Source organism: Neorhizobium huautlense (assembly GCF_030811685.1).
Taxonomy (GTDB): Bacteria; Pseudomonadota; Alphaproteobacteria; order Rhizobiales; family Rhizobiaceae; genus Neorhizobium; species Neorhizobium huautlense_A.
Map to the genome: position 1 here is coordinate 199120 of NZ_JAUSRF010000004.1, position 26823 is coordinate 225942.

Consider the following 26823-nt stretch of genomic DNA (forward strand, 5'->3'; position numbering starts at 1 on the left):
CAAAACCTCTTTGTTGGTATCTTCCAATGCCGGTGGCGCGCGAATTCCCCCGCACATTTCCCGATCTAGCCCGTTATAGGGTTCGCAACACGCGGTTTCAACGCGCGTCCAATAACTTCCCGGTGTTCAGGGCAGGTTTCGCAACGCTTTGAGACGATTTCGAAAACGAAACCCTACAAAGCACAACCTATCTGCGGCGATAGGTCACAAAACGGGTGGGGTAATTGTCCTTCTCGCCGGCGGGCACAAAAAGCTCCTCGCCCTTTTCGAACACATCAGGATCGATAGCCGGAAAGAACGTGTCGCCATCGGCGATTTCAGCCTCGACATGGGTGACATGGAGAATGTCGGCGAGCTCGATCGCCTGCCGGTAGATCTCGCCACCACCGATGACGGCGACCTCCGTGGCACTGGTCGCGGACGCGATTTCGTCTGCCCGTTTCAATGCATCCGTGAGAGAGGTCGCCGTCTCGGCACCCTCGACGATAAAATCGGCATTGCGGGTGACCACGACATGCGGCCTGCCGGGCAGCGGCTTTCCACCAAAGGATTCGAGCGTCTTGCGACCAACGACAACGGGATTGCCCAGGGTCAGTGCCTTGAAGCGCTTGAGGTCGGTCGACAATTTCCACGGCATGTCGCCGTCCCGGCCGATCACGCCGTTTTTGGCAAAAGCGACGACGATGGAAATCGGATGTTTCGTCACACCGCCACCTGCGCCTTGATATGCGCGTCGGCCTCGTAATTCTCGAGCGTAAAATCCTCGAATGTGAAGCCAAAAATGTCCTTCACATCGGGATTGATGCGCATGGTCGGCAGCGCCTTCGGACTGCGTGTCATCTGCAATTCGGCCTGCTCGAAATGGTTCGAATAGATATGGGCATCACCCAGCGTGTGGATGAACTCGCCCGGCTTCAGGCCGACGACCTGCGCCACCATCAGCGTCAAAAGCGCGTAGGAAGCGATGTTGAATGGGATCCCCAAAAAAATATCGCCGGAGCGCTGATAGAGCTGGCAGGACAGTTTTCCGTCCGACACATAGAATTGGAACAGGCAGTGGCATGGCGGCAGCGCCATCTCGTCCACCAGCGCCGGGTTCCAGGCGGACACGATGTGGCGGCGGGAATTCGGGTTTGTCTTCAGGCCTTCGATCAGGTTCCTGATCTGGTCGACATGGCCGCCATCCGGCTTTGGCCAGGACCGCCACTGATAACCGTAGACCGGGCCGAGATTGCCGTTCTCATCGGCCCACTCGTCCCAGATGCGCACCCCGTTTTCCTTCAGGTAGGCGATATTGGTATCGCCCTGCAGGAACCACAGCAGTTCGTGGATGATCGACTTCAGGTGCAGTTTCTTAGTTGTCAAAACCGGAAAGCCATCCGCCAGATCGAAACGCATCTGATACCCGAACACCGAACGCGTGCCTGTGCCGGTGCGATCACCACGGTCGCTGCCGGTTTCCATGACATGCCGGAGAAGGTCGAGATATTGTTTCATGGGTATAGCCGCCGATTCCTGAAGTTTTCACCTACATAATAGCACGCTTGCCCCATACCAATCATTCTAAGGGATGCACGGCAGCTTTTCCACGATCATCACGGCAAGACGACAAGACCTCTTTTCAACGGGCTCGCGAACCCCTATATCAGCCGTGCCGGACTTCGGTCCGGATATGGCGATAAATGGTCGGTGTAATAAACCTATTGGACCCGGGGGCGGTACCCGGCGCCTCCACCAAAAACCGGTCGGTCGATTTGACCGGCTTTTGATGGGGGCGAAATAGGATCGACAAGGGCGTAAAGATCGTACTTTTGCTCGGCATGATACCGCCGTTATCGGGTCACAAGTGTAGTTGCAAACGACAACAACGCTAAGGAATACGCTCTCGCTGCCTAATGGCGGTGCGGGAATTCCGCTCTAAGTCCTTACGGTTAGCCCCGTAAGGCGGGGTTCGGAGGTACCTGGCAACAGAAACCTCCACCTAAACCTTTCCCGTCGAAGACCTGCTTCTCCTGACCCCTGAAATTTTGTAGAATGCCCGGAATCGAAAACGGGCGGGGGCTTTTCCCCAACCCTGCCCTGCCCTATAACGGGCGAACGCAACCGATTGAGAAAAGACGACAACGAATGGAAGACAGGCCGATGGGGCAGGATCATATCCGCTACGATATTCTGGCGCAGGACGCACTGCGTGGCGTCATCCGCAAGGTTCTGTCCGAAGTCGCCACGACCGGCCGGCTTCCCGGTGAGCACCACTTCTTCATCACCTTCCTGACCGGCGCGCCGGGCGTGCGCATTTCGCAGCACCTCAAGCAGAAATATGCCGAGCAGATGACCATCGTCGTCCAGCACCAGTTCTGGGACCTCAAGGTCAACGACACCCAGTTCGAGATCGGCCTTTCCTTCTCCGACACGCCTGAACGTCTCGTCATCCCGTTCAACGCCATCCGTGGTTTCTACGACCCGTCGGTGAATTTCGAGCTCGAGTTCGAGGTTCCGATGGCCGACGAGGACGAAAACGAAACCGGCGCGGAAATCACCGCCTATCCGGTCGACGCCGCTTCCAAGCCGGCTGTGGAAGCCGATACGGAAGAAAAATCCGACGAGCCGAAAAAAGAAGGTTCCGTCGTCTCGCTGGACTCGTTCCGCAAGAAGCACTGAGTTGATCGGCCACCAGGCCGATCCGGGGAGCACGCATATGGCCGACATCGTCAATCTGCGTCAGTTCCGCAAGACCAAGGCCCGGTCGGAAAAGGAAAGTCAGGCGGAGCAGAACCGCCTGACTTTTGGCCGGACGAAAAACGAAAAGACGCTGACCAAGGCGCTGAACGACAAGGCCGAGCGCACGCTCGACCAGAAAAAACTGGATAAGCCCGAAGACGGCGCCTGATTTCGGCGTCACTGACGTTACGTTACCTCACCTGCTTAGAGCGGTTCATTGCTAAATGGAATCAGTTCTGTTGGCTCAAACGGGATTGGATGGTCGCATGGCCGGCGCGCGTCGTAGCCAAAGCATACGGCCAAGCCGGCCATGCGATCAGACGGCCCGTTTCAGCCAACCCCGGTGGTTCGCTTGCGAACCACTTGGGCCGGGCATCTTTCCGCCGGGATCAGCGGCGATCGGCTCGCACGTACCTTCGGGTATGCACTTCGCCAATCGCCACTGCCCCGACGAAAACCTGCTCCGGCAGAACTGGTTCCATTTAACAATGAACCGCTCTAACATGCCGATACGATCAGTCTCGTGTGCGAGTACGATGCCATGATCCGCAAACATTCCGCGACCCTGCACGGGCACCGCACCAGTTTTACGCTGGAAGACGAGTTCTGGAGCGAACTCAAGACGATCGCGGTCGCGCGCCAGAAAAGCGTTGCCGGGTTGATCGCCGAAATCGATGATGGCCGCGACGCCGAGAGCAATCTGTCTTCGGCACTGCGTGTGCATGTGCTGCGGCACCTCAAGGGCGATACGGCCTGATATCCGCCTGACCTTAAGGCGCGAAATTACTGCTGTACGCCCGGCAGGCTCTGGAAATCCTGAGTGTTGAAATCCAGCGTCGGTGTGCCGCTGCCACCATCGGCTGGCGGAAGTATCAGGCGAGGCTCCGCCGCCTCACGACGGCGGCGTTCCTCGGCAGCCTTTTCCTCGTCCAGACGCCGCTGCTCCTGTTCGGCCGCAAGACGGGCTTCCTCTTCCAGTCGTACCTTTTCCTCAGCCTCGGCTTTTTCGCGGGCGATTCGGCGTTCGTTTTCGCGGAAGGAATAAAGTGCCGCCTCGCGGCGCAGGCGCTGTTTTTCAAGCACGCTTGCCTGCAGGGTTTCGACGCGGCGGCGTTCCTTCTCAAAGGCGCGCATGGAGAGGAAGTTGCTCATGTCGGCAACGTCGATGGTTTCGTGCGGCGCGGAAAGATCGCCGGAATAGACGAGCTTCAAGGCAGCATCACCACCCGCCAGCGACTCCTCACCGGCATCGAAACCGATAGCGATTTCGCCCGCCAACGCGCTTTCGGCGAAATTCAGCCGCAGCGCGCCGTTGAGTTTTGTCGCGCCATCGACAGCGGCGATATTCTGGGCGCGGGCTTCGCCATCACTCATGGTGAAGGGTATGGCGACATCACCGATGCGGGCCTGACCGGCATGGACAAGGCCCGCCACGAGAGGCCGGACCTTGGCAGCAGTCACCTCGCCCTTGATGCCATCCGCCTGTGCAAGAAGCGGCGGCAGCAGGCCGGGGTTGAGGCCATTGACCGTGACATTCGAAAGACGGACCTGACCGGAACCGCTGGCCGAGCCCATAAGATCGGCAACGCTCTTGGCCGTGGCCTCGGCAACCAGATCGAAGCCGATGCCGCCGGTCGCGACCGGTGCACCGTTTTCTGCCTGCCAGAGAAGCGGCGCGAGATTGCCACCTTCCAACGTCAGGCGGGTCTGGAAAATGCCGACGCCCTGCCCGTTCGACATCATCAACCGTCCACCGAGCTTGCCGCCATTCCATGTGCCGGCGAGATTTTCGACGGTGAGATTGCCGCCGCGATGGGTGATGCGACCCGAAAATTCAGTGACCGGTGCGGTAAAATCGGTGCGCAGGGTTTTGGCCGCCACATCCAGCACTGCATCGGTGCCGCCGAAGACGAGAAGTGAAAAATCCTTGGTCGTCAGCGCGCCGGTTTCGGCATCGGTGAGCGGGCCATAGATGGCCTCCCCGAGCCAGGCGAGATCGAGCGTGTCGATGGCAAGCCTGCCGCTTGCGGCAAGCGACGGCGTGCTGCGATCAAGCCGGATTTCGCCATTCAATGTATTGCCGGCGAGCGTGCCTTCCAGACCGGAAACCGTGATGGCCTCGGCGTTAAGCGCCAGATCGGCCGACAGTTTTGCCGGCAGGCCGGCGCCGAATTGCGGCAGACCGATACCGGTCATCAGCAGATACTGTTCCAGATCCGGGCTCTCGAAAGAAAACTTCAGTTGGCCGTTGCCGAAACCGGGATCGACAAGATTGACCGCACCCTTTGCGGACATATGCGTACCACCGGCGGCGTAGGCCAGATCGATATTGGCAGGCTTGTCACCGCTGCCGGCGACGCTCAGGGTCAGGCGACCGTCGCCCTCGACATCGAAGGGCAACGGATCAAGGCCGGCCTGACCGAAGAGGGTCGCGGCATTCGGATTTTCCAGCGTAGCTTTCACATCGAATGTATCGCTGCCCGTCAGGTCGAGCAGATTGGGCAGGCGGATATCGCCGGTGACGCGGCTGCCATTGCTGCTGCCGGAGAGATTGGCGGCAATACCGTTGATATTGCCGCCGACCGTAACATCGGCCTTGAGATCGGTTTGCGCATACCAGCCGGCGCTGGCCGCCAGACGGGTCAGCGCCGGATTGCGTGGCAGACGATCGCGCAACATTGCAAGAAACGGTTCCGGATCGGAGGATTTCAGCGAAACAGTGCCGTTGCCGGTATAGGCGAGAAGCGAACCTTCGAACCGGCCGCTGGCGGCAATTTCGGCACCGGCAATATTGCCGACCGCCAGCTTTTCCAGCGACAGCGCACCATCGGCAAAAGCAAAACTGGTATCGACTTTTTCGGCAGCCACGCCAAAGGCGTTGAAACGATCGGCTCGTAAAGTGCCGGACAGCTTGTGATCGAGCACGTCGCGGCCGGCATCGTCGCCCGTCAACAGCGAGCCGAGCGCCCGCATCGCGTCGATATCGATCTCATTGCCGGCAAGATCGACTGTCAGGCTCGGTGTCTGGTCGGGAATGGACTGGCGTTCGAGATTGCCGGTGAGCGTCGCGTTGCCGATGGCCAGTTCCAGACCTTCGAAACGCTGGCGTTCGGTGGTGAGATCGACCTTTGCGGAAAAACCGGCCGAACTCAGCCGACGAATGGCGGGATCGACCTTACCGGACAGCCAGTCGGCGAGACCCGAAGGCTGGTTGGAAGCCAGCAGCATATCCCCGGAAAAGGCGGCCTTGCCGACAAGCTGCAGGCTGCCCCTGGCCTCTACACGGGTGCGACCGGGAAGTGTGGCCACAACATTGTCGACCGCCCAGCCCTGGCCTGCCGGTCGCAGGTCGAGATGGATATCGCGCATGGTCGTGTCGTTGAGAACGATAGCGGGTAGGCTCAATGACACCTTGCCCGGCACCTGCGGGATCGGAATGGCAGCCGCCATGCGGATCAGCGCATTCAGGCGCCGTTGCGCCGAGACGGCGGGATTGCGGGCAGTCTTGCCGCCGGCCTCATCCTGCGTCAAACGGTTGACATCGATCTGCTGGCCGTCGCCGGTGAGCAGGAATTCCGGGTTTTCACCGGTATCGAGCGTCGCTTCGCCGGTGGTCACATAGGGATTATCGGCAGCGCCCAGTTCCAGCCGGTATTCCGGAATGCGGATACGGTCATTGGTGAGTTCGAAACGGCCACGCACGCGCGGACCGGGCGGTGGCAGACTGACCGGCTCCTCCTCGGTCTCTTCGGCCAATGTCACGAGATTGAAGGCGCCGTCATAACCCGCGCGGCCTTCCTTGACCGCCAGCGCGCCATCAAGCTGCAGTTCGATCGGCTGGAGATCGGGCCAGAGACGCAGGCGCAGCGGCACCGTGCCGGCTGCTGCATCCGGCTCGCCGCTCGAAAAATTGAAACGCGCATCGTAACCGTCGAGATTGGCAGTGCCATCGGCGCGCCACGGGCCGGCCAGCGAGGCCGCGGCCATATCGGCGTTAAAAGCCGTCAGGCGGCGGGTGCGACCGGTCTGTTCGTCTATGAATTCGATCTCGGCATCGGTGATGTGCACGTCTTCCAGGACGACATTGCGGGCCGGAATGACGGGGCTACTGCCACGCGTCCAGTCCAGCGTACCATCCGGCAGCACGCGAATGCGTGCCTTGGGGCGCACGATGCGCATATCGAAAATGCGCGCCTCACCGGACATGAAAGGCGCAAGCTCCATGTCCATGGAAAATTCGGCCGCCTGAACCTGCGGCGTACCATCGGTATCGCGGCCAATGCGCACGTCATGCATGGTGACAGACGGAAACGGCAGAATGCGGGCATCGACATTGCCGTGGACGGTGACCTTCTTGCCGAGAATGCGGCTCGCCTGATTTTCGAACTCGGTGCGAAAGCTCGACCAATCGAGGAAAAACGGCGCGAACAGAGCCGTGAACAAAGCCACGACCACAAGCCCACCGAGGAAGAGCATCAACCGTCCGAGCACTGCCTGTCGTCTCCCCTATCTGCTGCCTTTTGCGTCAGTCCGCCGGATGCCAGATTTTTCCGGGATTGAAGATATTATCCGGGTCGAGGCTCTTTTTGACTGTCTGCATCAAACCGAGGGCCGGGCCGATTTCTTCGGCAAGCAGGCTGACCTTGCCCTGGCCGACACCATGTTCGCCGGTGCAGGTGCCATCCATGGCGAGTGCACGCTGGCCCAGACGATGGGTGAAGGCTTCCACCTTGGCAACCGATGCCGGGTCCTTGTCGTCGAACATCACCAGAACGTGGAAATTGCCGTCACCGGCATGGCCGACGATCGGCGCCAGCAGTCCGGCCTCCGCAATATCGGCCTGGGTTTCCGCCACACATTCCGCCAGACGCGAGATCGGCACGCAGACATCGGTGGAGAAACCGGAAAGCGTCGGGTCGAGCGCGCGGCCGGCCCAATAGGCATTGTGGCGGGCCTTCCAGAGCTTGGCGCGCTCTTCAGCATTCGCTGTCCAGACGAATTCATCGCCGCCGAATTCAGTCGCGATTTCGGCGAATTGCGCCGATTGCAGCGCCACGGTTTCTTCCGTGCCGTGGAATTCGAGAAACAGCGTCGGCTTTTCCGGGTAAGACAGGTCCGAATAGGCATTGCAGGCGCGGATCTGCATGGCATCGAGCAGTTCGATGCGGGCAACCGGAATACCCATCTGGATGGTCATGATGACGGCATTGCAGGCGGCTTCGACCGTCTCGAAAGCGCAGACGCCGCCACCGATCTTTTCCGGAATGCCCTGCAGGCGCAAGGTCACCGAGGTGATGATGCCGAGCGTGCCTTCCGAGCCGACGTAAAGCCGGGTCAGGTCATAACCGGCCGACGACTTTCTGGCGCGGGTGCCGACATGGATTTCTTCGCCATCTGCGGTGACGACGGTCAGCGCCAGAACATTGTCCTTCATCGTGCCGTAACGCACCGCATTGGTGCCCGAAGCGCGTGTTGCCGTCATGCCGCCGATCGAGGCGTTTGCGCCGGGATCGATCGGGAAAAACAGGCCGGTATCGCGCAGGTGAACGTTCAGTTCTTCACGGGTAATGCCGGGTTCAACGGTAACATCGAGATCCTCGGGTGAAACGCGCAGAACCTTGTTCATGCGGGTAAAATCGAGCGAAATGCCGCCATGCGTGGCATTCACCTGGCCTTCCAGCGACGAACCGGTGCCGAAGGCGATGACCGGAACCTTGTGGGCGGCGCAGGTCTTCACCACCAGTTTCACGTCCTCGCTGGTTTCGGCAAAAACAACACCATCCGGCAATTGCGCCGGCAGATAGGTGGTGGTGTGGGCATGCTGTTCACGAAAGGACTGGCCGGTCTGGAAACGTTCGGCAAAGGCTTGTCTGAGGATGTCGAGAACGGCGGCGATGCCTTCCTCGTTGCGCTTGCCCTGCCGAACGTCCTTGATTGCCATGATCCAAAATCCCGTTTCATGCGAGCCACATCGCCCTCCCCATTGTGGTATGGGAGCGGTTCGGCTTTGTCCAGTTTGAAGCAGGCAAAGTTCGGCCTTGGCGATCCCGGATTTATGTTTCCCGCTATCGCTGCGGGTCATGCGGCCGAACCCGTCCTGCGCCTCCTATGAGGCGACGATGGGCGAGAGGGAGCGCGACGCGGCAGACGCAGCGACGAAAGATCCCGGCACAAGGCCGGGATCACGAAGGAAAACCTTACTGATGGTTAAAAGCGCTGAGACTGTCAGTTCGCCGGCAAGCGTCGGCCAAAAATCACCAGCAGCAACGCCCCCAGTGCTCCGGCAACGACAGACCCCATCAGGATACCGATCTTCACATGGTCCTGAACGGTCGGATCATCGAATGCCAAAAGGCCGATGAACAGCGACATGGTGAAACCGATACCGCACAGAAACGCAGTGCCGGCCATCTGGCCCCAGGTCGCCTTGGCCGGCAGATGCGCGACACCGAGCTTGACCAGAACGGCAACCGTGCCCAGCACGCCGACAAGCTTGCCGGCCAGAAGGCCAGCCGCAACACCCATGGTCAACGGTTCGGAAAACAGTTCCATCGAGACGCCGGAAAGCGACACGCCGGCATTGGCAAAGCCGAAAACCGGAACGACGATGAAGGCGACGGGCTTGTGCAGCAGATGTTCCAGTCGGTGCAGCGGCGATTCGTCATGCGAGGCCTCCGGCGTGCCGGGCGTCAGTTTCAGCGGAATGGTCAGCGCCAGCAGTACGCCGGCCAGCGTCGCATGCACGCCGGATGCAAAGACCAGCACCCAGAGCACGACACCGAGTGCGAGATAGGGCCAGAGCGCCCTTACCTTCATGCGGTTGCAGGCAAACAGAACGGCCAGCACCAATACCGCACCGGCCAGCGCCGGGAGATTGAGATTAGCCGTATAGAATATCGCGATGACGATGACCGCGCCGAGATCATCGATAATGGCAAGCGCCGCCAGAAAGATCTTCAGCGAAGCTGGCACGCGGCGGCCCAGAAGCGAGATGACACCGAGCGCAAAGGCGATATCGGTGGCCGTAGGTACCGCCCAGCCGCGCAGGGCTGCCGGATCATTCCAGTTGAAACCAACGTAAAACAGCGCCGGAAACAGCATGCCGCCGGCCGCGGCGGCACCGGGCAGAATCCGCCTGCTCCATGTCGACAACTGGCCATCCAGCATCTCGCGCTTGATTTCGAGACCGACCACCAGAAAAAACACCGCCATCAGCGCGTCATTGATCCAGTGCTGAAGGCTCAGCGGCCCGATATAGACATGCAGGGCGTGAAAATAGGGTTCCGACAAAGGCGAATTGGCGACGATGATGGCGAGTGCCGCCATGGCCATGAGCACAAGACCGCCGGCGGCCTCATTGTCGAGAAAGTTGCGCAATGTGGACCGGATGCGGCCCTTGGAAATGGTCGAAGACACGAGTGTTCGCTCCCTCGCTGGAAGGTTTCATCAGTCTCCGTCGATTTCGGGGGGAACCCGCAGCGCACGCAGCACACGCCATGCCGTAGACATAGCCCAGAAATCGATGATTTTCCATAAAAATCGGCAGTCGTACTGTTGTGAAGGTGACGCTTTCCCGCTGCTATTTGCGCTCTGCCAGCAAACCTTCCGCCATCAGCCGAAATGCCTCGACCGCTTTAGGCAGCACCGATTTCGGATCGTCGCTTGCCGCCACCCACAGCGCCGCATTAAGGGCCGCGCCACACAACAGCCGGCCGGCGGCTTCGGTATCGCAGGGTTTGAGCCTGCCCATGTCGTTCAGTTTTCGCACGGCCTGCATGGTTTCCTGAAGGCAGCTGTTCTGGCTTGGCCAGAGCGACGGATCGCCGAGCACGGCCGGACCATCAAGCAGCACGATGCGCTGCACTTCGGGATCGAGCGCCATCTCGATATAGGCGGCCGCCTGTTTTTGCAGCCCCTCCCACAGGTCTTCGCACTGCGCGCCGATCGCCTCCGCACGCGCCGCCATTTCGCCGTCGATCTGATTGACGACGGCCGCCAGCAGCCCGCGCTTGTCACCGAAATTGGAATAGAGCGCACCGCGCGTCAGCCCGGCATCGGCCGTCAGGTCATCCATCGAGGCGGCGGAAAACCCCTTTTCGGCAAACGCCTTCCGCCCCGCAGCGATCAGTTTCGCCCTGTTTTCTTCCATGGTTTCGGCACGCGTTCTTGCCATCATCGACCTCGAGTTTCATATACGATACGTATTTGAATTTGACATACGCGACGTATCTTACTAGTTATAGATACGCGCCGTATATCAAAACAGCAACCTCCCGTGAAGTGCCGGCAGCACGGCGGTGGTTAAGTTCGGCGTTTTCTGAAACAAGATCGAAAGGTCAATTCAATGACAAAACGACAGGCAATTTTTCCCGAGGGCCGGCATGCCCTTTATGAAGAACACGGTTATTCGGCAGCGGTGCGCTCCGGTGAACTTCTGTTCGTATCCGGTCAGGTGGGCAGCCGCACGGACGGCTCGCCGGAACCGGATTTCGAAGCTCAGGTACGGCTCGCCTTCAACAACCTGATCGCGGTCTTGAAAGCGGCAGGTGCCACACTGGATGACGTCATCGATGTGACGACCTTCCACACGGATCCGAAGGGACAGTTTGACACCGTTCTTAAAGTGAAGGCCGAGATGTTCAGCGAAGCACCCTACCCGGCATGGACGGCCGTGGGCATCAACTGGCTGTCCGGTTTCGATTTCGAGATCAAGGTGATCGCCCGCATTCCGTAAGTCAGGATGATCGAGGTGGCCGGTCGCGGACTATTGCGGCCGGTTGTTTCTCCTCAATGCCCCTCGATCGTGGCCATGGATTGCAGCGTTTGGGTCAGGGCCGAATGGTCGTAGGGTTTTGAAAAGAACACACCGCCGAGCGGCACTTCGACCTCGGAGATATGCACATGGCCGGATGTGAGGATGATCTCGATCGGCGGCCAGCGGTCCCGCACGGCAGCGGCCAGAAGCAGACCATCCATGCTGCCCGGCATGTCGATATCCGTGAACACGACACGAATATCACTGCGACATTCGAGGATTTTTATCGCCTCGTCGGCATTGGCCGCCTCGATCGCCTCGAAACCGGCGTCTTCAACCAGATCGACCGCCATCATGCGCAGGAGTGGTTCGTCCTCCACAACGAGGACCGCAGGCCTGGCAAACATCTGTGACTGCCCCATTTTTCAGCCTGCTTCCTGCAAATGCGACAATGACGCGCGCATGACAACCTCGATACCGGTCGCCTCATAACGGATGTCGACGTTTCCGGTTCCAAGCAGCCCCATGCGAATGAGCCTTGAACCGAAACCGCGCTGCGTCGGTTCCGTGACGGGCGGTCCGCCGCTTTCCTTCCAGGTGAAGGTCAGTTGCACCTGATCCACCGATCCTGCGACATCCCAACTCACACGCACCTTGCCGCTTCCATTCGAAAGGCCGCCATATTTGACGGCATTGGTGGCAAGTTCGTGCAGAAGCAGCATGACCGACTGCGTTGCCTTGGGGCCGATGAAGATTGCCGGGCCGGAAATCTGCGCGCGTTCCAGCATGCCGATGCGATCGAGCGTATCGGTGACGAGATCGCTGATCGCGGCACCGGTCCAGTTGCGGTGGATCAGCACGTCATGAGCAGAACTGAGCGCCTGCAATCTTTTCTCGAAACTTTCGATCGGGCCGCGATCCGGCACCGCCCGCAATGTCTGGGTGGCGATGGCCTGAACGATCGACAGCGTGTTTTTCAGCCGGTGGCTGAGCTCGCGGTTGAGAATGTCCTGATCCTGTTCGGCCAGCAGTCGCCCGATGCCGGCCTGCAGCCGATCCCCGACACTGCGGACAAAATCGATCTCGCGCTGTTTCCAGTCATGCGGTTCGTCGTAATGCACAAAAACGACGAGGTTGAACTGGCCCTTGTCGAAGATCGGCACATTGACGAGCACGCGGATGCCGATATCGAGCAGCGTCTGGCAATGATCGCGGGTGCGTGGATCGGTGGTGACATCGCCGATCAGCACGGTCTCGCCACGCCGTAAATCCTCGATGAAGGAACCGTAATCACGAAAATGGTGCAGGCCTTCCAGCGTGTCGACACCGGGCGCACGCCAGTCGCGGTGCATCAGCACGGTTTCCGCCACCGGATCGACCATGCCGAAGCCTGCGCGGCTGGCACCGAGCGCGCGCGCCATCAGCTCGGCGGCATCGAAAGCGGCCTGCTGAACATCCTCCATGTCGCGCAACACGTCGCCTAGCTCGATCATCGCCTGCATGCGGGCCTGTGCAGCCCGCTGTTCGGTTATGTCCTGCAAGGTGCCGACCATGCGCACCGGCCGACCGTCGCTGTCATGATGGAAGGAGGCGCGACGGGCAATCCAGCGCACACCTTCGCTTGGCGTGCTGATACGGTATTCGGCCTCCAGCAGTGCGGTGCCTTCAGCGCGGGTCTTGTCGGCGGATGGCAGATGGCGATCTTCGGCCAAGATGAAATCGTAGATGATGTTGGCCGGATATTCGTCCTGCACCGGCAGCCGAAAGATGCGGCAGCCCTCGGCGGAAATCTTCATGCGACCGGTCGCGACATCGATGTCGAACGTGCCGATGCCACCGGCTTCCTGCGCGGCGATGCTGCTGGCCGCAATCGCACGCACTTCCGAGCTGATGCGTTTCTGACGACGGAAAAGATCATCCTTGCGGCTGGAATTGCGCCGCATTTCCAGAAGCACGACCACCTGCCGGGCAAGCGCCAGCAGCGACTTCTTCTGGGTGAGGCTGAGCCCTTCCGGCCGGACCTGGCTATCGATGACGCAGAGCGTGCCGATCGTCACGCCATCGGGCGCAATCAGCGGCGCACCAGCATAAAAGCGGATATGCGGCGGTTCGGTAACCAGCCGGTTTTCTGATGTGCGCGGGTCTGCGGTCAGATCCGGGATGATCAGCAGGCCGGTGCTTTTCAGCGCATGGGCGCAGACCGACTGGCTGATTGGCGTCTCGGGAAGATCAAAGCCGATACGCGCCTTGAACCATTGCCGCTCGGTTTCCAGGAGGCTGACCATCGCCACCGGCGTCTGGCAAAGCTCGGAGGCAAGAAGGACGATATCGTCGAATTCCGGCTCCGGCGGCGTATCCATGATCTCGTAGAGGGCAAGCGCTTCCAGCCGTCTGGTATCGTCGTCCCGCTCAGATGTCACCGTACTCTCTAACCCTCTACGCACGCCCCGCACCGCCAAGATGGCCTAAATTGCTAAAAAAGCAATATCAACATGACCGTACAGACGGCCTTGGTCGCCCACCACTTTACTCGGCAGCCTGCAGCGGACGTTCCTTCGGTGCATTGGCAGCGCGACCATGGGCGAGCGCCAGTTCGTCATGCAGACGCTGGGCTTCCTGCGCATGCGGCTTGCCGAAGCGGGCCAGCAGCAGATAGGCGACCGGGGTGATGTAGAGCGTCACCAGCGTTGCCATGCCGAGACCGCCGACGATGACCCAGCCGAGCGCGATGCGGGCTTCGGCGCCGGCACCTTGCGCCAGAACCAGCGGCACGCCACCGAGAACGGCCGCGATCATCGTCATCATCACCGGGCGCAGACGAATGCTGCAAGCCTGTTCGATCGCCTCGCGGCAGGATGCACCGGCATCACGCAGATGGTTGGCGAATTCGACGATGAGAATGCCATTCTTGGCCATCACGCCGATCAGCAGCACGAGGCCGATCTGGCTGTAGACGTTGAGGCTCGATCCGGTCAGCACCAGCGCGAAAACGGCGCAGGCCAGCCCCAGCGGCACGGTCGACATGATGATGATCGACGACAGCACGCTTTCGAACTGCGCGGCCAGAACCAGAAAAATGATGGCGATGGCAAAACCGAAGGTGAGCGCCATGCCGGAGGAATTTTCCTGAAGCGTCGCGGCTTCCGCCAGCGGAATCATGCGCGAACCCGCCGGCAGCAGCGGCTCGGCAAGCCGGGTTGCCACCTGCACCGCCTGACCGAGCGACACGCCATCCTTGAGACCGGCGGAGAAGGACACGGCGGCCAGCTGCTGTTCACGGCGCAGCGATGGCGACACGGCGCGTTCTTCCAGCGTGGCAACCGTGGACATCGGCACCATGCGGCCGTCCTTGGTTTTCAGAAAGATGTTTTCGAGATCGGTCGGATCGTCGATCGGCCGTGTGGTCGATTTCAGTTTCACCGGGATCGCCTCGCCATCGACGAAAACATCGACGACGGAGCGACCTTCGAGCAGTGACTGGATGGACGTGCCGAGCGCCTTGATATCGATGCCGAGATCGGAAGCACGCTCGCGATTGACGGTGACAAAGATTTGCGCCTGGTTCGGCTCGTCGTTGAGACGCGGCGTATCGAACAGATTGGTCTGGCGCAGCGCCTCAACGAGCTTGATCGACGCTTCCGTCAACTGCTCGTGATTGGTGCCGACCATCGCCATCTGCAGGCCGTTGCCGGCCCCGCGAATTCTGAGACTGTTCTGCTGGAGGGCATTGCCGCGCAGCGCCGGCACGGTGGCAACAGCGGCGTTGATATCCTTGACGATCTGCGCCTGTGTCCGGTCACGTTCGCTCCACGGCGCCAGCGTCAGCACCATGAAGCCGCTATTGGATGCGCCGCCCTGCCCCGAGATGGAAAAGATGTTCTGGATCTCGCCGGAATCCCGAAGCGGCTGGAGCTTTTCCTCGATCAGTTGCAGCTTGTCGCGCGTGTATTCGAGGCTGACGCCTTCGGGCGCGGTCGCGCGCAGCATGACCATGGCCCGATCTTCCTGCGGCGTCAGTTCGCTGTGAACCCGTCCGAACATCGTGTAGGCGACACCGGCAATCAGCAGGCCGACAATGATCACCGCAAGCGGCGCATTGAGGCAGGCGCTGAGGCTGCGCTTATAAAGCCCACCGAGGAAACCGCCGAAACGGCCGAGCATGCCGTGATCCTCGCGCATCGGCTTGGTGAGCATGCGCGAAGCCATCATCGGGCAGAGGGTCAGCGCGGTGATTGATGACAGACCGACCGCGAAGGCCAGCACGAAACCGAACTCGCGGAACAGGCCGCCCATCTGGCCCGGCAGGAAGGAGAGCGGAATGAACACGGCGGCGAGGGTTGCCGTCGTCGCCAGAACCGCGAAGAAGACTTCCTGCGTACCAATCACCGCAGCGGCGCGCGGCCCCATGCCTTCTGCACGTCGTCGCACGATGTTTTCAAGAACCACGATCGCGTCATCCACCACCAGACCAGTGGCCAGAACGATGGCCAGTAGCGTCAGGATGTTGATGGAGAAACCAACCATCCAGATCGCCACCAGCGTGCCGATCAGCGCCACGGGAATGGTCAGGGCAGGAATGAGTGTGGCCTTCCAGTCACGCAGGAAGAGGTAGATGACCACGACGACGATAAGGCTGGAGAGGCCGAGCGCGATCTCCACTTCGTGCAGAGCGCCCTGAATGAAGACGGCATCATCGCTGGTAATGGCGATGCGCGTGCCTTCCGGCAGGTTGGGCTGCAGCGCAGCTACGGCGGCCTTTACGCCTTCGGAAATGCTGAGCGTGTTCGACTGCGCCTGACGCAGCACGCCGAGACCGACACCGGGCACGCTGTTGGAGCGCAGCGCCGTGGTGCCGTCATCCGGGCCGAGCATGACAGTCGCGACATCCCGCAGGCGCACATTTTCGCCGATCAGGATGTTTTCGAAATCCTCCGGTTTGGTGAGGTTGGCGGTGGCGCGGACGATGATGTCCTGCGTAGACGATTCGAGCGAACCGGCCGGCACGTCCATGGCGGCGGTGGAAAGCGCGTTGGAAAGATCGGCAATCGTCAGACCACGGCCGGCAAGCGCCTCCTGATCCACATCAACGCGAAAAACTTTTTCCTGATCGCCGTAAAGCTCGACATCGGCAACGCCATCGACGGCGGCCAGCCGGTCGGAAATCTCGTTTTCGACCAAGAGCGTCAGGTCTTCCATCGACAGCGTCGTGGAGGTGACGGCAAGACGCATGATCGGCTGGCTATCACTGTCGGCCTTGATGATGCGCGGTTCGTCGGCATCCTCCGGCAGCTGGTTGGTGACGCGGCCGAGTGCATCGCGCACGTCATTGGCGGCAACGGCAAGGTCGGCCGTATCGCTGAATTCCAGCGTGACACGGCTCTGGCCGAAATCGGAAACCGACGAAATGGATTTGAGGCCGCTGACACGGGCAACCGCGCCTTCGATGACGTCGGTGACTTCCTGATCCATCGTCTGGGCGGAAGCGCCGTCATAGGTGGTGCGCACGCTGATCACCGGCTGGTCCACATCCGGCAGTTCGCGCACTTCGATACCAACGAGTGCCGCAAGACCGGCAACGACCAGCAGCGTGTTCAGGACGGCGGCCAGAACCGGGCGACGCACGAACAATGCGGTAAAGGTTTTTTGGGCATCGGCGCTTTTGTCCTGGCCGGACCTGTTTTCCGTTTCGTCACTCACGCTCATCGGCTGGCGACCTCCGGCGGCTTTTCACCGGCAATGCGGACGGTGCCATTTTCACGCACGCGCTGCAGGCCTTCGGTGGCGACGACATCGCCTTCCTTGATGTCACCCGCGACGAGAATGGCATCGGGATTACGCTGGATGATACGCACGCGGGCTTTCACCGATTTCTTGTCGACGATCTGCCAGACGAACGAACCCTTGCTGTCCCACTGAACGGCGAGCGGATCGACCGTGGCATAGGTTTCACCCGGGAAACGCATGGTGACGCCAAAGGACATGCCGGCGCGCAAAAGGTCTTCCGCATTTTCGACCTTGGCACGAATACGGATGGTGCGGCTGGCCGGATCGACGCGGTTATCGACGGCCTCGACCGATCCTTCGAAGACGCGGCCCGGGCGCGAGGCCGATGTCGCCTCGACAGGCATGCCGACCTTGACCTGCACGGCAAACCGTTCCGGCGCCCAGAAATCCACCAGCAGCTGGTTGCGATTGTCCACCTGCACGACATTGCTGGATGTGGTGACGTTATCGCCGATATTGACGGCGACGATACCGACAATGCCATCGATCGGCGCAACGACCGAACGGCGCTTCAGCGCCAGTTCGGCATTGGTCAGCGCCAGCTGGGCGGTTTCCTTGGCAATCTGCGCATCGAGAACATCGAGACGTGAGAAGCTTTTCACGGCCGAATAGCTCTCGGCCTTTTCGGTGGCGCTGCGCAGCAGGACCTTTGCCTGATCGCGCAGGATGATCTGCTCATCGTCATCGAGCTGGGCAAGCACCTGCCCCTTCGTGACCATGTCGCCGGATTTGACGTTGATCTCGTTGATCGTGCCCGATGCCTGCGGCATGACGATGACCGACTGGATGGCCTCACCGCTGCCGATGGCCGACAGCTGGTCGTTGACGATGCCGTGACCGACCGGGCGGGTGGCGACGAGAACGGCCTGCTGGCCACCACCGGCCTGCGGTGTCGCGGCACCCGCACCACCACCGGAAGCAGGCTTGGCGGCGACCGGATTGGTCACATCCGAATTGATGGCCGCAACGACAGATTCGGGCACACCCATGGAAACCAGCGTGCGGCCGGCATCAGCCGACAGCCAGACCCATAAACAGAGGCCCGCAAGCAACACTGCCACCGAGGTCAGGAGCTGGTTTCCGATCCGCATGCATTTCTCCGGCATTCAACTTGATTGGGTGAAGTATCTCCGTTTCAGCCTTTTTGCGCAATGCTTGGCGGAGTACCTTACCGATTTGTAACCAATGGGAATTTCACGCATATGTCAGATGCTGAAGCGTTGGTCAGTCGCGATCATTTGCTGTGCATATTGCCTGCCATCACGCCGCCTGTTTCCACCTTTACTGTGACGACAGACGAAAAAGTCCACAGGCGACATGTGCAAATGGAATGAAACCAGAACATCTTTTCTGGCCTTTCGGTTCCGAATCACTACATTGGCCCCATGAGTAACAGTTTCGACGATATCCCGTTCTTCGACGAAGAGCCGGAACCCCGCCGCCCCCAGAGCCGCGGTGCTGCCGCGCCGGCACAGGCGGGCGCCCCCGCGACCGGCGGCCTCGGTATTGCCGCCCGCGCCATGGCGGCGCGTGACCAGAACCGCACGTCCATCGACTACCTGTCCGGCCTCAACCCGGAACAACGCGAGGCGGTGGAAACGACGGATGGTCCGGTTCTCGTTCTTGCCGGTGCCGGCACCGGCAAGACCCGCGTGCTGACCACCCGCATCGCTCATATTCTCGCGACCGGCAAGGCATGGCCGAGCCAGATCCTCGCCGTCACCTTCACCAACAAGGCGGCACGGGAGATGAAGGAACGCATCGGCGTTCTGGTCGGCGGCGCTGTCGAAGGCATGCCGTGGCTCGGCACATTCCACTCGATCGGCGTGAAACTGCTGCGCCGTCATGCCGAACTGGTGGGCCTGCGCTCCGATTTCACCATTCTGGACACCGACGACGTGGTGCGGCTGATCAAGCAGCTGATCCAGGCGGAAGGTCTGGACGACAAACGCTGGCCGGCAAAACAGTTTGCCGGCATGATCGATGGCTGGAAGAACAAGGGCCTGCTTCCGCCGGACATCCCGGAAGGCGACGCCCGCGCTTTCGCCAACGGCAAGGGCCGCGAGCTTTATGCCGCCTATCAGGCGCGCCTGCGCACGCTCAACGCCTGCGATTTTGGTGATCTTCTGCTGCATCCGATCGCGCTGTTCCGCAAGGCGCCAGACCTGCTCAAGGAATATCACGAGCGGTTCCGCTATATCCTCGTGGACGAGTATCAGGACACCAACACCGCCCAATATATGTGGCTGCGGCTGCTGGCACAGCGCCCCAAGGGCGTGCCGCAGAATGTCTGCTGCGTCGGTGATGATGACCAGTCGATCTATGGCTGGCGTGGTGCCGAGGTGGACAACATCCTCCGCTTCGAAAAGGATTTTCTCGGCGCCAAGGTGATCAAGCTGGAGCGCAATTATCGCTCCACCGAGCACATTCTCGGCGCTGCTGGTCATCTGATCGCCCATAACGAGGGGCGGCTGGGCAAAACACTGTTCACCGACCGCAGCGATCCCGATGACCAGAAGGTGCAGGTGCACGCGGCATGGGATTCGGAAGAAGAGGCCCGTGCCGTCGGCGAGGAAATCGAGCGTTTGCAGCGCGGCGACAGCACCGATGGCAAAAAACATGCGCTGAACGACATGGCAATCCTCGTGCGCGCCTCCTTCCAGATGCGCGAGTTCGAAGACCGTTTTGTTACGCTCGGCCTGAATTACCGCGTCATCGGCGGCCCTCGCTTCTACGAACGTCTCGAAGTGCGCGATGCGATGGCCTATTTCCGCCTCGTCTGCCAGCCGGCCGACGATCTGGCCTTCGAGCGGATCGTCAACACGCCGAAACGCGGTCTCGGCGACACGACAGTGCGCGCCCTGCACGATTACGCCCGCGCCCGCGACATCCCGATGCTGGCGGCGGCTTCCGACATGATCGAGACGGACGAGTTGAAGCCGAAGGCGCGCAAGGCGCTGTTCGACGTCGTCCAGATGTTCAAGAACTGGCAGGAGCGGCTGGAGAACATCCCGCATACGGAACTCGCCGAGCAGATTCTCGAAGAATCCGGCTATACCGATATGTGGAAGAACGACAAATCGGCGGAAGCGCCGGGGCGTCTGGAAAACCTCAAGGAACTGATCCGTTCGATGGAGCAGTTCGAAAGCATGCGCGGTTTCCTCGAGCATGTCTCGCTGGTCATGGATGCCGAGACCAACGAAAACCTCGATGCCGTGTCGATCATGACGCTCCACTCTGCCAAGGGACTGGAATTCGACACCGTCTTCTTGCCCGGCTGGGAAGAAGGCCTGTTTCCGCACCAGCGCGCGCTGGACGAAGGTGGTCGCTCGGGTCTGGAGGAAGAGCGCCGCCTCGCCTATGTCGGCCTGACGCGCGCCAAACATCGCTGCCATCTTTGGTTCGTCTCCAACCGGCGTATCCATGGCCTGTGGCAATCGACAATGCCGTCGCGTTTCCTCGACGAATTGCCGCCGGCGCATGTGGATGTCGCCGAACCGTCTGATTCGAGCTATGGCGGTTATGGCGGACGCGGCGGTTACGGCCAGTCGCGTTTCGACAAGGCCGAACCCTTTGCCAATTCCTATTCCACACCCGGCTGGAAACGCGCGCAGGCCAACAAGACGGACGCCACCCGCGACAACTGGGGTTCGCGCTCCGGCCACGCGGTGGAACGTATCGGTTACGGCGAATCGGGCCCGCGCGGCCGCACGATCGATGGCGAACTGGTGGCGAAATCGGTCTCCGCGACGCCCTCGAAATATTTCGTCGGCGACCGGGTTTTCCATATCAAGTTCGGCAATGGCAATGTCACCGCCGTGGAAGGCAACAAGCTGACCATCGAATTCGACCGTGCCGGTGAGAAACGCGTGCTCGACGGGTTTGTCGAGCGGGTTAAAACCTGACGTGAACAGCGAGGTCGGGCATGCGTCTCTGGGTAATGTCCGACCTGCATCTCGAATTTCAGCCCCTGCCCTTGCCGTTGACGATACCGGATGCGGATATCTGCGTGGTGGCCGGCGACGTGCTGACAAAGGGCGTGGTGCCGAGCCTTGAGTGGCTCGCGGCAAACATCGCTCCGCATATGCCGGTCGTGTTCGTGGCCGGAAATCACGAATTTTACGACGCCGCCTTCGGTGACAGCATTCTGGCCGGCAAGGCATTGGCGGCCGGTATCGACAATCTGCATTATCTCGATGGCGAGGTGGTGGAGATCGACGGCGTGCGGTTTGCCGGCGGCAGTCTCTGGACGGATTTTGATCTGAATGGCTGGCAGGAAAGCGCCATGATCGAAGCCCAAAGCCGCATGAACGACTATAAAAAAATCAAGTTTTCAAAAAAGCCGTTCCGAAAATTCCTGCCTTTCCAGAGCGTTCACAAACACCGCCACGACCGTAACGCCATCGAGGCCGCATTGGCGGAAGAACGGATCGGCCCATTTGTCATCGTCACACATCATGCGCCAAGCGAGCGCTCGCTGCCGACAGCAGAACGCGGCACGCTCATCGCCGCCGCCTATGCATCAAACCTCACCGGCTTGATAGAGGCCGGCAAACCGGATCTGTGGATTCACGGCCATATTCACCACCACAGCGACTACATGATCGACAAGACGCGGGTGCTGGCCAATCCGCGCGGTTATCCCGGGCAGGACACGTTCGAGAATTTCGATCCGGCTTTTGTGGTGGAGGTGTGAGCTTTTCCTTTGCCAACCGGCGGATTGCCGCAACGCGCAAAAACGCCGCCCTTGCGAGGCGGCGTCGTCTTCAACGGATCATGTAAACCAGGGTTCAGGCGTCGTTGCCGCGTTTGAACAGGTCCACCAGCGTTTTGCCGGAGGACGAGCCGCGTCCGGGGCGCTTGCCGTCCCATTCGTCTACGATGACCATGTGGGTAACTTCACCACGACGGAAGGCCGCCAGAAACTTGTCGTATTGGGCAAAGGCAACGCAACCGTGGCTATCGCCACGCACACGCAGCAGGTAGCTGTGCGCCAGAAGGCCGGTGCGGTTGAGCGGGTGTTTACCATCGGTCGAGGTCAGGCGGATCGCCGCAACGCCATGGAAGAGCGATTCACGCATGGACAGCTTGTAGGTGCCTGCCGGCGTCGGGCCCTTCATCTTCACATGGGTGTATTTCGGGTTGTCGCGCATCTTGCCGATGCCGGAATGGGCTTCCAGCTTGGTGCCGTCAGGCATGTGCACGGTGGCATTGGTGATATCGTAGATCGCCACCTTGGTGCCGATACCCGGCCAGTTGGGGGCCGAACGCGATGGCGCGGATGGTGCCGTCTGGCGCATCGGATTGTCGGGCTTGGCGAAGGCGAGCGCCGTATCCGGCTTTTCGCCTCGAGCCGGCTTTTGCGGCGAAACGCGAGCGATGGCATCGAGACCGCTGCGCGGCGTGTCTTCTTCGGCCTGCGGCTTGGCAGGTTTGGCGGACGCCACAACCTTTTCGGCTTGCGGGCGACCGAACGGCATTGGGCCATTCTTCGGCAAGACGTCTGCAAGAGCGACTTCTGTCTGCTGCGCCGGCGCGCCATCTTCAGCCGAAGCAATGTCAACGGAACCGTCGACCTCGACCGGTTCGATTTCCTTCAACTGGGCAACCGCAGTGGCCGGTGCAACATCCTGCAGAATATCCGGCATTTCGCCGCGCGGCGCGACGGCCACGACATTTTCCATCGCCGGCATCAGCGCGTTGCGGATCGCATCCGCATTCGGACGGGCAGCCATCAGGGCGGCGAACTGACGTTCCTCTTCGACGGCCTTTGCCTTTGCGGCCGCCTTGCCCAAGGCAAGATCGAGACCGCTGCGCACGGCATCATCGGCGGGACGCAGAGCCGCCATTACAGACGCTTCCGCACCTTCGAGGCGGCCTGCCTTCGGATCAACCGAGGTCGGAATACGGGAAAACTTCGAAACATTGATCAGGTGCTGCGGATCGGCTTCCGCCGTCAGCAGATGGTTCTGTTCGACAGGAACCGGCGGTGCAACACGCATCGACAGGACGGTCTGGAATTTCGGCTGCGGCGTCATGCTGGTCGCCCCGGCCATCTTGCCGACGGACAGGACGGCCGCCCCGAACCAGACGCCACCGAGCAGCGTTGCGCCGAGAATGACGGTACCCAAAAAAGCAGCCCTGGACTTGCGTCCGGCGGCTTTGGCCCTGGCGCGCGCTCCCTTGCCGGCATTGCGCTCATGAGGATTTTCGAAATTGTCTATCGTCAGCGCCATACTGGTTACCCGAACATTCTACGCAAACCGGGGGCGCTACCGAACGCCGCGCCACCGAAATCAGGCGATGGACCAGATGCAAGGCTTATATGCCCCGCACCGTCGATCACCGGTTGACGAAGAGAATGCCGAATTATGGTAACCAAAATGTTTATGCCGCCCCTGATTTCGATCCCCGACCAGTATTTGGCGCCGCTAATACACACCATTCCAGACGGAAATTTAGCCAAAATGCGGCGATGGAGCGGCAGATTATGATTAACGAGCCGCTCCCCAGGCTCATCAACCGTCCATCCGCCGAACGCTCATACGCTCCATGAAGAACCATGGGCGCAGACGTACGCCGATGACATTACCCGCAAAGGCTGCCACGGCCCAAAGGTAACCGTGAAGGCTGCCGGACGCAATGCCCGAAAAATAGGCGCCGATATTGCAGCCATATGCGATGCGCGCACCGTAACCGAGCAGCAGACCACCGACGACGGCAGCAAAAATCGAGCGCAGCGGAATATCCAGGCTCGGCGCGAATTTTCCGGCCAGAGCAGCCGCCAGCATGGCGCCGGCGATAATGCCGAAATCCATGACCGAGGTGATATCGGCAAACACGCTCTCAGCCAGCGCCTTGGCATTGCCGGGCTGCTGCCAGTGCGGCCAGGAAGCGACGTCGACACCGATCAGTTGCGCACCCTTGGCGCCCCAAAGCGCGAAGGCCGAGGTGACACCCCACGGACGACCGGCCAGCGCCAGCGTCGCAAAATTAAGGATGACGAGTGCAATCGCACCGAACACGAGCGGCCAGGGACCACGCAGATAACGGGCAAAACCATGACGCGGCGACGGTGGCGCCTGTTCCAGTGCACCATTGCGCTTCTTTTCGACGATCACCGTGATTGCGGCAATGGCACCAAAAATGGCAAGCGACAAAGCGATACCGCCCGCAGCACCAAAGGTCTGGAACAGGGCCGTCGGCGGCAGCGACGGCAGCGATGCCCACCAGCCGGTATGCATGGTGCCGATCAGCGAACCGACAATAAAGAAGAACAGAGTGACCAGCATACGGGCATTGCCGCCGCCGGCGGTGAACAGTGTGCCGGACGCGCAGCCGCCGCCGAGCTGCATGCCGATGCCGAACATGAAGGCGCCGGCGATGACGCCGATGCCGGCCGGGGAAATGTTGCCGCGCACTTCATTGCCGAACAGCGTGCCGCTGGCGAGAAACGGGAAAAACAGGATGACGGCAAGCGCCAGCAGGATCATCTGCACGCGCAGGCCGCGCCCCCTGCCCTCGGCGATGAAGACACGCCAGGCGGAAGTGAAACCGAAGGCGGCGTGATAAAGCGAAATACCGAGCGCACCGCCGACGAGGAAAAGCGCGCCCTGGGTCGGGCTGTAAAACGCCCCGAGTGCCAGCGTCCCGGCGACGAGAACGAGGAGAGCGCCGATGCCAGGCGCACCCAGCGGCGGCAGGCCGGTGCGCTGTTCGGCGGAAGAAACGGATAGGGACATTTAAAACTCCTGAAGTTGCCCCGGTTATAAGGGCGCCCGCAGGTGCGTGCGAGGTACGCTTTTCGCCTGACACGCCAAAGAGCAGATTCATCTGCCGCGCTTCCACATTTTCACGATAGAGAAATTTCACTCCAGCCGCCCGGCAGAGAATGGATAGGCTTGCCAATGATCAAATCCAGCGGCTGATCCGATATGGTTTCCCTTGATACCGATTGTGCTAGACTTCGCCCGAAGGCCGCTTCGAACACCACAAGCATTTATCCAAGCTGGCCGATTCGCATGGGGAGATATGCCATGAAGGCGCTGCTGCTGATCGATATCCAGAACGGTTTTTGCCCCGGCGGCAATCTGGCGGTTCCGGACGGGGATGCGGTCGTGCCGGTGGCCAATCGTCTGATCCGCGAAGGCGGTTATGATGTCATCGTCGCCTCGCAGGACTGGCATCCGGCCGATCATGGCAGCTTTGCCTCGCAGCATCTGGGCGCGAAAGCCTTCGACATGGGCGAGCTTTCCGGTCAGCCTCAGGTTCTCTGGCCGGATCACTGCGTGCAGGGCACTTCCGATGCGGAGTTTCATCCCGATCTGGAGATGGATGAGGTCGATTACATCCAGCAGAAGGGCGAGAATGCAGGTGTCGACAGCTATTCGGCTTTCCGTGACAACGACCATGCGGCACTGACCGGCCTTGCCGGTTACCTGAAGGCGCAATTGGTCAACGAACTGGATGTGTGCGGACTGGCGACGGATTATTGCGTGAAATTTTCCGCACTCGACGCGCGCGACATGCTGCCGGATATCAAGGTACGGTTCGTTTCCGATGCCAGCCGTGGCATCGATCCGCAGGGCGTCAAGGATGCGATTTCGGAAATGAAGGCACGCGGCGTCGGCATCGTCACCAGCGACGAGATTCTGGCAGACTGAGCAAGCCTCCCCCGGCGGCATGACGCAAGGGGAACCGCCCTGCCCGACCGGACCACAGATCACTGAAATCGATCGTTTGAATAAGCGCAATTCGATTGCCAGCGCGCGCACCTGCTTCTACACGCTATCCTTCAAGAAACACGCCCGACACGTGGCGCGGGGAATGATCCATGAACAGACATGAGCAATTGACGAACGGCCTCAAAAAAGGGGCCGTGGTGGCGCTTTCATCCGCACCTTTCGGCGTGCTGTTCGGCGCCATCGCCGTCGATAACGGTTTCAGCATCACCGAAGCCGCATTGATGAGCGGGCTCGTCTACGGCGGCGCCAGCCAGCTGGTGGGCATCGAGCTGTTCGGCCATCACGTCGCGGCATGGATCATCGTGCTCTCCATTCTCGCCGTCAACTTCCGCCATGTTCTGTATTCGGCAGCCTTGGCGACCGTCATCGGCCGTTATCCGCATGTCGAACGCTGGCTCGCCTTTTTCCTGCTGGTCGACCCGCAATTTGCCGAAACGGTGAAACGCGAAGAGGCCGGCAAGACGGCGACGTTTCGCTGGTATTTTGCGATGGGCGCGGTCGTCTGGGTCTCATGGGTGCTCACCACCATTGTCGGCGCCTATTTCGGCCGCATGATCGGCGATCCGAAAGCCTATGGCATCGACGTGTTGCTGCCGGTCTATTTCCTCGGCCTGACCATGGGCTTCCGCAGCCGCCACAACTTTTTCCCCGTCATGCTGGCCGGTGGCATCGGCTCGGTCATCGCTTTCCACTTCATCGGTTCGCCCTGGCATATCAGCGTCGGTGCTGTTCTCGGCATTCTTGTCGCGACGATCTTGCCGCCGCCAAAGGCGCATGAGGAACCTGACGTTTCAGAGATGGAAAAGGAGGCCATGTGAC

General features: G+C 60.6%; 20 protein-coding genes and 1 other RNA gene. 9 read left to right on the top strand and 12 right to left on the bottom strand.

The annotated features are described in order from the left end of the window. Positions 1–187 precede the first annotated feature (187 nt). Positions 188–706, bottom strand: coding sequence for a dihydrofolate reductase (locus tag J2T09_RS07610; RefSeq protein ID WP_306832866.1), 519 nt, complete (start codon positions 704–706; stop codon positions 188–190). Beyond that, positions 703–1497, bottom strand: coding sequence for a thymidylate synthase (locus J2T09_RS07615; RefSeq protein ID WP_306832869.1), 795 nt, complete (start codon positions 1495–1497; stop codon positions 703–705). The genes J2T09_RS07610 and J2T09_RS07615 overlap by 4 nt, the downstream gene beginning before the upstream one ends. A 117-nt stretch (positions 1498–1614) precedes the next feature. On the opposite strand from J2T09_RS07615, the gene ssrA reads away from it, so the two are divergent. The 4 genes from ssrA (at position 1615) to J2T09_RS07635 (ending at position 3478) form a co-directional block, all read left to right on the top strand. Beyond that, positions 1615–1982: a transfer-messenger RNA gene (gene ssrA / locus J2T09_RS07620) on the top strand. Positions 1983–2142: 160 nt separating this feature from the next. Continuing rightward, entirely contained in the window at positions 2143–2661 is a 519-nt protein-coding gene (locus J2T09_RS07625; RefSeq protein WP_306833224.1) for an SspB family protein, read from the top strand. Positions 2662–2698: 37 nt separating this feature from the next. Next, positions 2699–2890: a DUF4169 family protein gene (locus J2T09_RS07630; protein ID WP_306832871.1), complete on the top strand. Its 192-nt coding sequence runs from the start codon at positions 2699–2701 to the stop codon at positions 2888–2890. Positions 2891–3262: 372 nt separating this feature from the next. Continuing rightward, positions 3263–3478 carry a ribbon-helix-helix domain-containing protein gene (locus J2T09_RS07635; RefSeq protein ID WP_306832872.1) on the top strand — a complete coding sequence of 72 codons (216 nt, stop codon included), beginning with the start codon at positions 3263–3265 and terminating at the stop codon, positions 3476–3478. A gap of 26 nt (positions 3479–3504) precedes the next feature. On the opposite strand, the gene J2T09_RS07640 is transcribed toward J2T09_RS07635, so the two are convergent. The 4 genes from J2T09_RS07640 to J2T09_RS07655 all read right to left on the bottom strand — a co-directional run bounded on the left by J2T09_RS07640 (position 3505) and on the right by J2T09_RS07655 (position 10894). After that, positions 3505–7212: an AsmA family protein gene (locus tag J2T09_RS07640; RefSeq protein WP_373458395.1), complete on the bottom strand. Its 3708-nt coding sequence runs from the start codon at positions 7210–7212 to the stop codon at positions 3505–3507. Between the two features lie 34 nt (positions 7213–7246). Continuing rightward, a complete protein-coding gene (locus J2T09_RS07645; protein WP_306832876.1) occupies positions 7247–8662 on the bottom strand; it encodes an FAD-binding oxidoreductase in 1416 nt (471 codons plus the stop codon). 284 nt (positions 8663–8946) lie between these two features. Then, positions 8947–10137: a Na+/H+ antiporter NhaA gene (gene nhaA, locus J2T09_RS07650; RefSeq protein ID WP_306832877.1), complete on the bottom strand. Its 1191-nt coding sequence runs from the start codon at positions 10135–10137 to the stop codon at positions 8947–8949. 163 nt (positions 10138–10300) lie between these two features. Next, complete coding sequence (locus J2T09_RS07655; protein WP_306832879.1) at positions 10301–10894, bottom strand: TetR/AcrR family transcriptional regulator; 594 nt, start codon at positions 10892–10894, stop codon at positions 10301–10303. A gap of 171 nt (positions 10895–11065) precedes the next feature. Between J2T09_RS07655 and J2T09_RS07660 the strand changes: the two genes are divergently transcribed. Beyond that, the gene (locus tag J2T09_RS07660) at positions 11066–11455 is read left to right on the top strand and encodes a RidA family protein (RefSeq protein ID WP_306832881.1); all 390 of its coding nucleotides are present in this window, start codon (positions 11066–11068) and stop codon (positions 11453–11455) included. Positions 11456–11508: 53 nt separating this feature from the next. Here the strand turns inward: J2T09_RS07660 and J2T09_RS07665 are convergent, their stop codons facing one another. The 4 genes from J2T09_RS07665 to J2T09_RS07680 all read right to left on the bottom strand — a co-directional run bounded on the left by J2T09_RS07665 (position 11509) and on the right by J2T09_RS07680 (position 18351). After that, positions 11509–11883, bottom strand: a complete 375-nt coding sequence (locus tag J2T09_RS07665; RefSeq protein ID WP_306832884.1) for a response regulator — start codon at positions 11881–11883, stop codon at positions 11509–11511. An 18-nt stretch (positions 11884–11901) separates the two neighbouring features. Then, positions 11902–13896 (bottom strand): GAF domain-containing protein, encoded by a 1995-nt coding sequence (locus J2T09_RS07670; protein ID WP_306832887.1) that lies wholly within the window; start codon positions 13894–13896, stop codon positions 11902–11904. A gap of 106 nt (positions 13897–14002) precedes the next feature. Then, a complete protein-coding gene (locus J2T09_RS07675) occupies positions 14003–17179 on the bottom strand; it encodes an efflux RND transporter permease subunit (RefSeq protein ID WP_306832889.1) in 3177 nt (1058 codons plus the stop codon). Continuing rightward, complete coding sequence (locus J2T09_RS07680; protein ID WP_306832891.1) at positions 17176–18351, bottom strand: efflux RND transporter periplasmic adaptor subunit; 1176 nt, start codon at positions 18349–18351, stop codon at positions 17176–17178. Before J2T09_RS07680 ends, J2T09_RS07675 begins: the two co-directional genes overlap by 4 nt. A 294-nt stretch (positions 18352–18645) precedes the next feature. On the opposite strand from J2T09_RS07680, the gene J2T09_RS07685 reads away from it, so the two are divergent. Beyond that, the gene (locus tag J2T09_RS07685) at positions 18646–21165 is read left to right on the top strand and encodes an ATP-dependent helicase (protein WP_306832893.1); all 2520 of its coding nucleotides are present in this window, start codon (positions 18646–18648) and stop codon (positions 21163–21165) included. Positions 21166–21185: 20 nt separating this feature from the next. Further along, entirely contained in the window at positions 21186–21956 is a 771-nt protein-coding gene (locus J2T09_RS07690) for a metallophosphoesterase (protein WP_306832896.1), read from the top strand. Positions 21957–22050: 94 nt separating this feature from the next. Here J2T09_RS07690 and J2T09_RS07695 read toward each other — a convergent pair whose 3' ends face one another. Then, positions 22051–23496: a tlde1 domain-containing protein gene (locus tag J2T09_RS07695; protein ID WP_306832898.1), complete on the bottom strand. Its 1446-nt coding sequence runs from the start codon at positions 23494–23496 to the stop codon at positions 22051–22053. A gap of 282 nt (positions 23497–23778) precedes the next feature. Continuing rightward, positions 23779–25002 carry a YeeE/YedE family protein gene (locus J2T09_RS07700; protein WP_306832900.1) on the bottom strand — a complete coding sequence of 408 codons (1224 nt, stop codon included), beginning with the start codon at positions 25000–25002 and terminating at the stop codon, positions 23779–23781. A gap of 294 nt (positions 25003–25296) precedes the next feature. Between J2T09_RS07700 and pncA the strand changes: the two genes are divergently transcribed. Both pncA and J2T09_RS07710 read left to right on the top strand, forming a co-directional pair. Then, on the top strand, positions 25297–25923 hold the full coding sequence (pncA, locus tag J2T09_RS07705) for a bifunctional nicotinamidase/pyrazinamidase (RefSeq protein WP_306832903.1): 627 nt from the start codon (positions 25297–25299) through the stop codon (positions 25921–25923). 170 nt (positions 25924–26093) lie between these two features. After that, complete coding sequence (locus tag J2T09_RS07710) at positions 26094–26822, top strand: AzlC family ABC transporter permease (RefSeq protein ID WP_306832905.1); 729 nt, start codon at positions 26094–26096, stop codon at positions 26820–26822. Position 26823 lies beyond the last annotated feature (1 nt).

Excerpts from the sequence above, each read along its gene's own strand:
- J2T09_RS07615 (WP_306832869.1), bottom strand. The coding sequence starts at position 1,497 with ATGAAACAATATCTCGACCTTCTCCGGCATGTCATGGAAACCGGCAGC.
- J2T09_RS07625 (WP_306833224.1), top strand. The coding sequence starts at position 2,143 with ATGGGGCAGGATCATATCCGCTACGATATTCTGGCGCAGGACGCACTG.
- J2T09_RS07630 (WP_306832871.1), top strand. The coding sequence starts at position 2,699 with ATGGCCGACATCGTCAATCTGCGTCAGTTCCGCAAGACCAAGGCCCGG.
- J2T09_RS07635 (WP_306832872.1), top strand. The coding sequence starts at position 3,263 with ATGATCCGCAAACATTCCGCGACCCTGCACGGGCACCGCACCAGTTTT.
- J2T09_RS07645 (WP_306832876.1), bottom strand. The coding sequence starts at position 8,662 with ATGGCAATCAAGGACGTTCGGCAGGGCAAGCGCAACGAGGAAGGCATC.
- J2T09_RS07655 (WP_306832879.1), bottom strand. The coding sequence starts at position 10,894 with ATGGCAAGAACGCGTGCCGAAACCATGGAAGAAAACAGGGCGAAACTG.
- J2T09_RS07660 (WP_306832881.1), top strand. The coding sequence starts at position 11,066 with ATGACAAAACGACAGGCAATTTTTCCCGAGGGCCGGCATGCCCTTTAT.
- J2T09_RS07665 (WP_306832884.1), bottom strand. The coding sequence starts at position 11,883 with ATGTTTGCCAGGCCTGCGGTCCTCGTTGTGGAGGACGAACCACTCCTG.
- J2T09_RS07675 (WP_306832889.1), bottom strand. The coding sequence starts at position 17,179 with ATGAGCGTGAGTGACGAAACGGAAAACAGGTCCGGCCAGGACAAAAGC.
- J2T09_RS07680 (WP_306832891.1), bottom strand. The coding sequence starts at position 18,351 with ATGCGGATCGGAAACCAGCTCCTGACCTCGGTGGCAGTGTTGCTTGCG.
- J2T09_RS07685 (WP_306832893.1), top strand. The coding sequence starts at position 18,646 with ATGAGTAACAGTTTCGACGATATCCCGTTCTTCGACGAAGAGCCGGAA.
- J2T09_RS07690 (WP_306832896.1), top strand. The coding sequence starts at position 21,186 with ATGCGTCTCTGGGTAATGTCCGACCTGCATCTCGAATTTCAGCCCCTG.
- J2T09_RS07695 (WP_306832898.1), bottom strand. The coding sequence starts at position 23,496 with ATGGCGCTGACGATAGACAATTTCGAAAATCCTCATGAGCGCAATGCC.
- J2T09_RS07700 (WP_306832900.1), bottom strand. The coding sequence starts at position 25,002 with ATGTCCCTATCCGTTTCTTCCGCCGAACAGCGCACCGGCCTGCCGCCG.
- pncA (WP_306832903.1), top strand. The coding sequence starts at position 25,297 with ATGAAGGCGCTGCTGCTGATCGATATCCAGAACGGTTTTTGCCCCGGC.
- J2T09_RS07710 (WP_306832905.1), top strand. The coding sequence starts at position 26,094 with ATGAACAGACATGAGCAATTGACGAACGGCCTCAAAAAAGGGGCCGTG.